The sequence below is a fragment of the Aquimarina macrocephali JAMB N27 genome (assembly GCF_000520995.1).
GTDB classification, from domain to species: domain Bacteria; phylum Bacteroidota; class Bacteroidia; order Flavobacteriales; family Flavobacteriaceae; genus Aquimarina; species Aquimarina macrocephali.
In genome coordinates this window covers 150,298-160,373 of sequence record NZ_JACA01000026.1, presented here as the reverse complement: position 1 = coordinate 160,373, position 10,076 = coordinate 150,298, and the positions used below count along the sequence as shown (strand labels likewise).

At 32.1% G+C, this 10,076-nt stretch carries 9 protein-coding genes; 5 read left to right on the top strand and 4 right to left on the bottom strand.

The genetic code is table 11. From position 1 onward, the window contains the following. Positions 1-287: 287 nt before the first annotated feature. Entirely contained in the window at positions 288-1,976 is a 1,689-nt protein-coding gene (locus tag Z054_RS0116715) for an AraC family transcriptional regulator (RefSeq protein ID WP_024771190.1), read from the top strand. 75 nt (positions 1,977-2,051) lie between these two features. Here the strand turns inward: Z054_RS0116715 and Z054_RS0116710 are convergent, their stop codons facing one another. Continuing rightward, complete coding sequence (locus Z054_RS0116710; protein ID WP_024771189.1) at positions 2,052-2,579, bottom strand: DUF4199 domain-containing protein; 528 nt, start codon at positions 2,577-2,579, stop codon at positions 2,052-2,054. A 156-nt stretch (positions 2,580-2,735) separates the two neighbouring features. Continuing rightward, complete coding sequence (locus tag Z054_RS0116705; RefSeq protein WP_024771188.1) at positions 2,736-3,263, bottom strand: DUF4199 domain-containing protein; 528 nt, start codon at positions 3,261-3,263, stop codon at positions 2,736-2,738. Between the two features lie 332 nt (positions 3,264-3,595). Here Z054_RS0116705 and Z054_RS0116700 point away from each other — a divergent pair, with 332 nt between their 5' ends. From Z054_RS0116700 to Z054_RS0116690, 3 genes are all read left to right on the top strand, one after another. Beyond that, positions 3,596-4,072, top strand: a complete 477-nt coding sequence (locus tag Z054_RS0116700; RefSeq protein ID WP_024771187.1) for a hypothetical protein — start codon at positions 3,596-3,598, stop codon at positions 4,070-4,072. Between the two features lie 96 nt (positions 4,073-4,168). Further along, positions 4,169-4,420 carry a type B 50S ribosomal protein L31 gene (locus Z054_RS0116695; protein WP_024771186.1) on the top strand — a complete coding sequence of 84 codons (252 nt, stop codon included), beginning with the start codon at positions 4,169-4,171 and terminating at the stop codon, positions 4,418-4,420. Positions 4,421-5,013: 593 nt separating this feature from the next. After that, positions 5,014-6,195, top strand: a complete 1,182-nt coding sequence (locus Z054_RS0116690) for a GlmU family protein (protein WP_024771185.1) — start codon at positions 5,014-5,016, stop codon at positions 6,193-6,195. A 242-nt stretch (positions 6,196-6,437) separates the two neighbouring features. Here the strand turns inward: Z054_RS0116690 and Z054_RS0116680 are convergent, their stop codons facing one another. Then, entirely contained in the window at positions 6,438-8,069 is a 1,632-nt protein-coding gene (locus Z054_RS0116680) for an ABC transporter substrate-binding protein (protein WP_241461421.1), read from the bottom strand. A gap of 132 nt (positions 8,070-8,201) precedes the next feature. On the opposite strand from Z054_RS0116680, the gene mtaB reads away from it, so the two are divergent. After that, complete coding sequence (mtaB, locus tag Z054_RS28740; protein ID WP_035092315.1) at positions 8,202-9,515, top strand: tRNA (N(6)-L-threonylcarbamoyladenosine(37)-C(2))-methylthiotransferase MtaB; 1,314 nt, start codon at positions 8,202-8,204, stop codon at positions 9,513-9,515. Positions 9,516-9,594: 79 nt separating this feature from the next. Here mtaB and Z054_RS0116670 read toward each other — a convergent pair whose 3' ends face one another. Then, a complete protein-coding gene (locus Z054_RS0116670; protein ID WP_084050413.1) occupies positions 9,595-9,906 on the bottom strand; it encodes a GNAT family N-acetyltransferase in 312 nt (103 codons plus the stop codon). Between the last annotated feature and the right edge of the window lie 170 nt (positions 9,907-10,076).

Below are 10,076 nucleotides of genomic sequence, written 5' to 3'. Positions count from 1 at the left end.
CATATTTGATGATGTATTTTTTAGTAGAAATTACGTTAGTCTCCATATATTGATTATCCTAAAAAAGAAGTAAACGTTCAAATATAATGAAATGTTGTTAGTTAGATTTCTATTGCATGAAATGTAAAATGAATCTTTATTTTTGTGAAATTGATTTATGTTAGAACATTTATGGAAAGTAAAGTATTGAAGATAGTATTTAAACTTTGTACTATGATAAACAGCTTACCCTGTTTTTATAGCATAATAATATCTGAAGAAGACATTTTGATGTGTCAAAAAAATAGATGAAAAGAATATTACTTTTAATTTTTATCATTCACTGTAAACTACTTGCTCAGGAAAGTGAAGTTGATTTTAAAATTCCCGACTCTATTCAATCAAAGACTTATTTTGAGTTGTATGAATTGTTTTTTGATAATTATAAGGAGAATCCAGATAAAGCTTGTCTATATGCCAATAGATACTTAGAGAAAGGGAAAAATGAAAATGAAGATCTTGTAATTGCACACGGCTTCTTTTTAATTTCCCATTTATATGAGGGGAACGAAATATGTCTTAAATATGCAGATAGTATTATTGAATTAACCAAAGGTTTAAAAAACAATGGCCTTCTTACCAGAGGATATTTATTAAAAGGGGATTATTTTTTGAAAAAAGGACAGCTTCAGGAGGCTTGGAACAATTATAAAAAAGCAGACCAGATTATTACAAAAAAATCTAACTCAAGGACGCTTTATAGGTATAATCGATCTATTGGACGACTAAAAAGTAGAATAGGAAGACATGAAGAAGCGATAAAGATTTTTCGAGAATGTTATCAATATGCTTCAGAAGAAGAATTAGATGATCGTTTTCAGGATATGCTATATCTAGCCAATGAATTTAATCAACTAAAAATACTGGACTCTGCTACTTATTATAATAACCTAGGAATTAGAGGAACATTGGATATTGGAGATAAGCATAGATATACTTTGTTTGCCCTTAACTCTGGGATTACTGATTATCATAAGAAAACATATAAGAATGCAATTGATAGTATATCTAAAACACTACAGTATCTAAGAAAAAGTAATGAACCCCAGGGACTAATAACCTCCTATTTTTATTTAGGAAAAGCTTATGCTGGTATTAATTCAAAAGATAAGAGTGCTGATTATTTAATGAAGATGGATTCCGTTGTTCAAATCCAAGAAGATATTATTCCTGAGCTACAAGAAGGATATAAACTACTAATTAATCATTTTAAAGAACAGAGTGATATTGAGAAAGAGTCATTGTATCTTCAAAGGCAATCTAAAATTGACAGTTTGCAGAGTAATAATACAACAAATGTATTACAAAGAATAATTAGCGAGTATACCGTACCTTTGATAGTTTCTAATAAAGATACCAGAATTTCTAAATTAGAAGATAGTGGTATGAATTATAGAATAACTATAATCGTAACGATCTTGTTGCTCATTATTTCTGTCGGGATCATGATTTATCTTCATAACGACCGTAAACGCTATCGAAAAAGTTTTCGTGCCGTCGTTTCATATACTAATAAAGTAGTCGAAACCGAACCAAAACTTAATACGAAGAAAGAAAAACATCTTAATGATTTACATATTTCGGAGGAGGTAATCCAGAAAATTTTGGAAGGCATAAAGGATTTTGAAAGTAGTAAACGATATCTGGATAAAAAATATACACTTGGTGTGTTAGCCAAAGAATTAAAAACGAATTCAACTTATCTATCAAAAATCATCAATATTTATAAAGAAAAGAATTTTTCTAATTATTTGCATGATCTTAGAATTGGATATGCAATTGAGCGATTAAGGGATGATGATAAATTTAGAAGATACTCTATAAAAGGGATTTCCGAAGAAATGGGATTTAAGACGAGTGAGTCTTTTGCAAAAGCATTTCATAAAAAAACAGGGATTTACCCTTCTTCCTTTATAAAGAAACTGAAAAATACTTAGTTTTATGAAAAAATAGGATTGCATTTTGCAATCCTATTCTGTAATTTATTAAGCAGTGGTATGACCACAGATATATTAATATAAGTCTTGTTTCTTTTGCATGGCTAACCCAGCAAATAGGGAAATGATAAATCCTATAAATAAGCTCCAGATTAATGCAAATGCAGAAAGCATATATGGAGTAGTAAATTTCTTAGTCATCTCCAGGCTTTGATTTAATTGTTCTTCTGGCATATCAGGAAAACGCTCGATCATTTGTTCACGCTGTACTTCATTCATTTGGTTAACAATATCCGGCTCTATAACACTCATTAATAGAATCGTCCAAATAACACTTATGATACCACCGATAAGAGCAATACCTAGCCCAATTTTTATAGCTTCACCAAGTTTAAGGAATCCACCATTAGCAGCTTTATAGGCTTTTATCCCGTATACGGTAACACCTACCATAATTGCTAAACCGATAACAGAATGTACCCAGTTTTGCTCAGCATATCCATCCATAACATAGACTACTACCCCCATTAGGACAGAGAGAATCCCCAGGATTACTCCGTAGTTGATTATAATTTTCTTGGTTGATGCTTTATCATTTTCCATATATAAAATAGTTTTGGTTATTATAAACCATAAGTACACAAATATAGTAAATTGTTACAGGATGAGTAATAAATTTATAGTATTGATCACTAATGTCTACTTAGTATTTTTAGATATAATAGACATAGGCTATAGAGTAATAAGTAGATGCATACATCAAAAAACATTTCGTTTCTTTTGCAAGATGGCTCCTCCAAGTAAAGAAGTAATAAAACCAAATAGTAAATTTGAAATTAATGAAAAAGCTGTTATCATGTAAGATGAACTAAATTTTTTCGTGATCATTATACCTCGATCAATCTCCTCTTGAGATATGTCAGGATTTAGTGCTATCATCTCTTCTTTCTGAGCATTAACCATTTGATTAATCATTTCTGGATCTACGACATTTATTAAAAGAAAATTCCATATGAAAGGTACTGCACCACCTATTATAGCAATGCCTATTCCTAATTTTAAAGCTTCATTTAATTTTAAAAAACCATTATTAGCTAATTTGAAAGAGTATATACCGTAAATAATAATACTAATAAGTATGGCTGCACTTAATAATGTAAATAACCAATGTCTATTAATCATATTATCAGTAGTATAGATAATAATGTTATAAATGATAGATAAGATGCCTAGAATTACTCCATATTTTAATATATACCTTTTTATAGAAATGGTAAATTCTTCCATAGTGTATAAATGTTTTTAGTTGTTTACGAACCATTAAGTACGCAAATATAATAAAAAGGTATTGGTATTAGTATTGTAAAAATAGCACTTTATCGATGTAATTTACATTTTTGTCGTATATTTACTAAATTATTACGGTTTTACCGTACTTAAAATATGGTGTCAACAGGCGTAAAATAAGGGGATTCGATAAAAATAACTATAGAGGAGTAACCAGTTGATATCTTGTGTTTTAGGAATTAAGTTATTTGAATTATTCATAAAACAAACTTTTTTAAGATTACTTACCCCAATTTGAATTGTATAAAAATATATTAACGAAACTAGTATTTATGAGAAAACTATTACTTTTTACATGTGTGATTTCTTTCCTTATTGTAGTTTCTTGTTCCCGAGACGAGGAATCTACACAAGTTTCATTGACAGAGAAAGAATACCTGGTGAAGCAAACTATTATTGAGTTTAATAATAGTGCCATTAAAACTGGGAAGTATGAGGCGTTTATTAAAGATATATCTCAAAAATCGGCGACAGCACCATTGAATCCTATTGAATTAGAGGCTATGGTCCAGGAGTTTTTAGGAGATCAGACCCAAGCATTTCTTGATGTGTATTATCAACTTGTAACTTTAAATATGACTGTAGAAGAATTTTATAGTATTGCCAATCAATTTGAATATCTGAGAATAAATATAAAAACAAATTTTGATAAAAATGGTAATTCTGACTGTTGTTCTGCTGTAGGTGAAGGAAAACATCCTGAGCTTGAAGCTCTACTTGATTGGATTTGTGGTTGTCAACCTTCTTAACCTTTACATTTATAGTTTTCTTTATTTGTGAAATAATTTTGCATTTAAAAAAATAGTTGTAAATTTGCACCTCGAAAATAGAAAAGAAATACTACAATGAGAAAAGATATTCACCCAGAAAATTATAGATTAGTTGCTTTTAAAGATATGTCTAACGATGAAGTTTTTTTAACTAAATCTACAGCCAATACTAAAGAAACTTTAGAGGTAGAGGGGGTAGAGTATCCGTTAGTGAAATTAGAAATTTCAAGAACATCACATCCTTTCTATACCGGTAAGTCAAAACTTATCGATACTGCAGGACGTATTGACAAATTCAAAAACAAATACGCTAAATTCAAAAAGTAATTTAGTAGTATATATTATAATAGAAAGCCTTTCCAAACGGAAAGGTTTTTTTATGTTATGTCCCGTCCTAAAATTCACATTAATTAGCATCTGAGTTCGACGTAAATTATGATGTTTAAAAAAGCGTCAATTCGAGTGGTTTTTCAGAATGATCTCTCGACTACGCTCGAGATGACATGGAGAAAAACTGTATCGAGAATAGCTTTTTTGATCCCAAACCCTGTCATCCTGAGTGTGTCGAAGGGCTCGATACACCATGCCCAAAAACATGGCACTCGAATCGACGTGATTTTCTTAGATCGAATTCAGGTTAAGACAAGCTCATTTTATTATTTTAACATGAATAATGGATAAGAAATTTTCGTCAGTTTGAGTGCTAAATCTCTGATTTGGTGTATCGAAAACAAGAAAATTTATAACTAAAAAGTACTTCTCGATACTAAATTCTTACAGAATTTCACTCGAAGTGATGTATCTACTCTTAAATATTATTTATGTTATTTTACAAATAAATTCGCCAAACAGCACTATTTTTAACATTAACGTCTTTATTTTTGCAGCCGTATAACTAACTAATTTTTTGAAATCGAAACATGAATTATATTCTTTTTGACGGTGCTTCACGTAATGCGTTATTACCATTTACTTATACACGACCAGTTGCCGAGATTAGGATTGGGATATTAACCATTCGCGAGAAATGGGAGAAATATTTGGGATCTACTACTTCTACAGTAACAGAAGAATACCTAAGTGAAAAATTTCCTATGGTAGAGTTAGCAGAGAATGTAATGATCAATGCTTCTTACTTACCATCAGAACAATTGGTAACAGCAATTAAAAACCTGAAACCCGAACAAGCTATTTTTTGCGATGATGAACCTATCGCTTTTTACGTCAAAGAGGATCAGGAGGTAGATTTTGAGACCTATGAAATAATAGCACATGATACTGATGTGTTTACGGTACAGCATACCTGGGATATTTTTTCAAAAAATGAACAAGCGATTGCTGATGATTTTAAACTATTAACACAGGATAGAGAGAGTCAGCCTATTCCTGAAAGTAATAATTGTATTGCTCCCGAAAATATTTTTATTGAAGAAGGAGCAAAACTCGAATTTACAATGCTTAATGCTAGTAAAGGACCAATATACATAGGAAAAGATACCGAAATCATGGAAGGCAGTATGATTAGAGGGCCTTTTGCACTTTGTGATCGTGCTGTGGTAAAGATGGGAGCAAAGATTTATGGAGGCACTACTATTGGAGTGCATTCTAAGGTAGGAGGAGAGATCAATAACTCGGTAATATTTGGATGCTCTAATAAAGGTCATGATGGATATATGGGGAATTCTGTAATAGGAGAGTGGTGTAATCTGGGAGCAGATACGAATACCTCTAACCTTAAAAATAATTATGCCGAAGTTCGTTTATGGAACTATGAAACAGAAAGCTTTACAAAGACAGGATTGCGATTCTGCGGCTTAATGATGGGCGATCACTCTAAATGTGGTATCAACACCATGTTTAATACTGGGACTGTTGTGGGAGTAAATGCTAATATTTTTGGTACAGGTTTCCCTCGTAATTTTGTGCCTAGCTATAGCTGGGGAGGGAGTGCAGGTTTTAGCACTTATTTAACCAAAAAAGCTTTTGAAGTGGCTGATGTAGTTATGTCTAGAAGGAAAATTGAATTTACAAAACAAGAAGAGCAGATTTTGGAACAGGTCTTTGAAGACACCAAGCAGTGGCGAAAGGGTTATGAAAAATAATTTTCTTGTGTTTGTGTAATATAATTATCTCGCTAAATCAGAAGGCTCTACGGAGTTGGTGATTTATTGTTTTTTGTCATCCCAGCCCTTCGACTCGGCTCAGGATAAACTAAAGGCTGGGCTCCATTTTTCAGAGGTATTATTAATAATGGATTCCGTTCTTCAACGGAATGACAAATCAACTCATTTCTGTGTTCTGTAAATTCTATAACACCTTTATGATTTTGACACATCAATCCCTGTTATTTAATGCGTTCTTTCCACACTCGTTTTAATACCAGGAAGTTTTGTGGATTATTGGTAAGACCTTTTACGTTTTTTTGAGTAAATCGAACTACCTGATCATAATATAGAGGAACGATGGGAGCATTGGCAATAATAATAGAATCCATTTTTACATAGTGCTGCTCTCTTATTTTAATATCTGTTATTAAGAAACTTTCTTCGTATAACCGATCAAAAGTCTCATTTTTAAAATGTGTGTAGTTGGGACCATGGGGAGTAAAGTTTTTACTGTAATATGGCGATAGAAAATTTTCGGCATCTGGGTAATCTGCAATCCAGCTGGCACGAAATGATTCTAATTTTCCTTTCCATTTCTTTTGGCGTATTGTCGAAGGGGGCATTACATCTACTATGATGTTTAATCCAGCTTTTTCGAGCTCTCTTTGTATAAACTCACAAATACTTTGGTAATTTGCATCTGTAGCAATTCGTATGGTTGGATTGTTTTCTCCTGTTTGCATTTTGTAGGTTTCGACTAACCTACGAGCTTTTTCAGGATCATAGTCATAACCGGGAATACTATTAAACCCGGGAATCCCCTTGGGGATAAAACCATGTGTTGCAGGAGTTCCTATGCCATTCTTTAGATAGGTGATCATCTTCTTTCTGTCGAAGCCATAATTAATAGCTTTTCTTAATAGTTCTGATTGTATTTCCTTTTTGTCTGTATCCAGATAGAAGCCCAGGTATTCAGAATTCAGATAAGAACCTTTACTAATATTAACACGGTCTTTGTATTTCTCTCTCAATTTACCGCTAGGTGTTAATAACTCATCTTTATATGAGGCATCCAGGCTATTTAGTAAATCGATATTTCCTTTGGCAAACTGTAAAAATTCACTTTGTTTATCTGGTAAAAAGGTAATAGCTACAGCTTCAAGATAGGGGAGTTGCTTACCATTTTTGTCCTTTTCATAATACAATTCATTTTTACGCAAAACGAGTTTGATATTTTCTTCCCATAATTTAAATTTAAAAGGACCTGTGCCAATGGGGTTGGCTCTAAATTGATTACCGTAAAATTCTACCACTTCCTTAGGGACCACAGAGCAATACCGCATACTCATCAATCCTAAAAATGCAGGAAAAGGTTTTTTTAATTTGATTTCAAAAACAGTATCATTAATAGCTTTATAGGTCTCTACAGTCTTTAGAACCCAATTACCAGGCGATGCTACTTTGGGATCAACCAATCTGCTAAAGCTATACACAAAATCCTCTGCAATAACATGCCGGGTGCTGTCTTTGGTCTTGAATTGTTCGTGCTTATGAAATTTCACATCATTTCGAAGTATAAAAGTATAGGTAAGAGCGTCTTCAGAAATTTCCCATCTTTTTGCAACGTCTGGCTTAATATGTAATGAATCATCTAGTTGTATCAAACTGTTAAACAGTTGATTTGTAGACCAAATATTAGCTACATCTCTGGCAAATGCAGGATCTAATGAACTTATATTTTCATATTGATTGTACCGAAATATCAAATGATCTCTGTTTTCTTGAGAAGAATCTCTACAAGATATTAGAGTTAGTAAAATATAAGCTATTGCTAAATAACGAGTTATGAAAAAATAATGAATACACTTCAATTTTAGTAAACGAATTATTGTTGGTATATTTGCACCCTGAAAATTTATTCTAGAGCGACTCAATATTTTTGAGTTTTGGTATGGGTAAATATAATGAGATTTCTGCCCCTGCGGAAATGACACTTATGTTTTATGAAAAAAAAAGTTGCTTTTTATACTTTGGGTTGTAAACTGAATTTTTCAGAAACCTCTACAATAGCAAGAGATTTTACAAATGAAGGCTTTGATCGTGTAGATTTTTCTGAGAATGCTGATATCTATGTAATTAATACATGTTCTGTTACCGAAAATGCGGATAAAAGATTTAAAACTATAGTTAAGCAAGCTCAAAAGGTAAACCCTGATGCTTTTGTTGCTGCTGTGGGATGCTATGCCCAGTTAAAACCAGAAGAACTAGCTTCAGTTGATGGTGTAGACTTAGTTTTGGGAGCTACAGAGAAATTTAAGATTACCGATTATATTAATGATCTTTCTAAGAATGATTTTGGAGAAGTACATTCTTGTGAAATCGAAGAAGCCGATTTTTATGTGGGTAGTTATTCTATAGGGGATCGTACCCGCGCATTCTTAAAAGTGCAGGACGGTTGTGATTATAAATGTACTTATTGTACAATCCCGCTTGCCAGAGGAATTTCAAGAAGTGATACCCTACAGAATGTATTAAAAAATGCTAAGGAAATTTCTGAAAAAGGAATTAAAGAGATTGTACTTACCGGAGTTAATATAGGAGACTATGGTAAAGGTGAGTATGGAAATAAGAAACATGAACATACGTTTTTTGAACTGGTGCAAGCATTAGATAAAGTCGATGGTATAGAGCGATTACGAATTTCATCTATAGAGCCAAATTTGCTTAAAAATGAAACTATAGATTTTGTATCAGGTTCCAGTACTTTTGTGCCTCATTTTCATATTCCTTTACAGTCTGGTAGTGATCATATCCTAAAACTAATGCGACGCAGATACCTTAGCGATCTATATGTTGATAGGGTACATAGAATAAAAGAAGTAATGCCTCATGCTTGTATTGGGGTTGATGTTATTGTTGGTTTCCCTGGGGAAACTGATGATTGCTTTTTGGATACCTATAATTTCTTATCTCGTCTGGATATATCGTATTTACATGTATTTACCTATTCTGAAAGAGATAATACTGTTGCAGCAGCTTTAGATGGCGTGGTTTCACAAGATGTAAGAAAGAAAAGAAGTAAAATGTTACGTGGATTATCTGCAAAGAAAAGAAGAGCGTTTTATGAAAGCCAGTTGGGAACAGAAAGAACAGTGCTGTTCGAGTCTGAAAATAAGGAAGGATATATACACGGTTTTACCGAAAATTATGTGAAAGTGAAAATGCCATGGAATCCGTTGTATGTAAATACATTACACGAGATAAGACTAACAACTATTGATGAAGATGGGATAGTGAGATTTGATTTTATGACGTAAAAACTAAGAAGAGTTCTATATATAGTACAAAAAAAGTCTGCCGTAAAGCAGACTTTTTTTGTACTAATAATGTAGTAAACTATATGTTTATTCCGACAGGAAGTAGATCTTTATATTTCCTTCGGTTCTTTCGCATAAATTTTGCAATAATAGGACTAGTAGGTACTAATCTAATATTGCGATCTTCAATTACATTAAATACTGCAATGATAAAATCTTGTTCATAACCTTTTTCAAGGTGTTCTTCACTCATGATAAGTTTAGTAAGAAAAATTTTTCTTTCTTGTAGCGCGTATTCGATCTTTGCTTTTTGACCGTCAATTGTAGTTTCGAATTGTCTTAGAAATTCATTGTCGATAATTTCTAATTCAACAGCACTCATGTTCTCCATATTTTTTAAAATTATGAGGTATTTAATCAAATGTTTATAAGGAGTTAACCTTACTAATCATAACAACCTTATTAGAGAAGGTTTTCTAGATATATCTATCTGAAATAAAGGTTATTAACTTAAAAAAAATAAGGTTTAACCTTGCCTCTTCTAACTAAGATTAGTTAGTT

Excerpts from the sequence above, each read along its gene's own strand:
- Z054_RS0116715 (WP_024771190.1), top strand. The coding sequence starts at position 288 with ATGAAAAGAATATTACTTTTAATTTTTATCATTCACTGTAAACTACTT.
- Z054_RS0116710 (WP_024771189.1), bottom strand. The coding sequence starts at position 2,579 with ATGGAAAATGATAAAGCATCAACCAAGAAAATTATAATCAACTACGGA.
- Z054_RS0116705 (WP_024771188.1), bottom strand. The coding sequence starts at position 3,263 with ATGGAAGAATTTACCATTTCTATAAAAAGGTATATATTAAAATATGGA.
- Z054_RS0116700 (WP_024771187.1), top strand. The coding sequence starts at position 3,596 with ATGAGAAAACTATTACTTTTTACATGTGTGATTTCTTTCCTTATTGTA.
- Z054_RS0116695 (WP_024771186.1), top strand. The coding sequence starts at position 4,169 with ATGAGAAAAGATATTCACCCAGAAAATTATAGATTAGTTGCTTTTAAA.
- Z054_RS0116690 (WP_024771185.1), top strand. The coding sequence starts at position 5,014 with ATGAATTATATTCTTTTTGACGGTGCTTCACGTAATGCGTTATTACCA.
- mtaB (WP_035092315.1), top strand. The coding sequence starts at position 8,202 with ATGAAAAAAAAAGTTGCTTTTTATACTTTGGGTTGTAAACTGAATTTT.
- Z054_RS0116670 (WP_084050413.1), bottom strand. The coding sequence starts at position 9,906 with ATGGAGAACATGAGTGCTGTTGAATTAGAAATTATCGACAATGAATTT.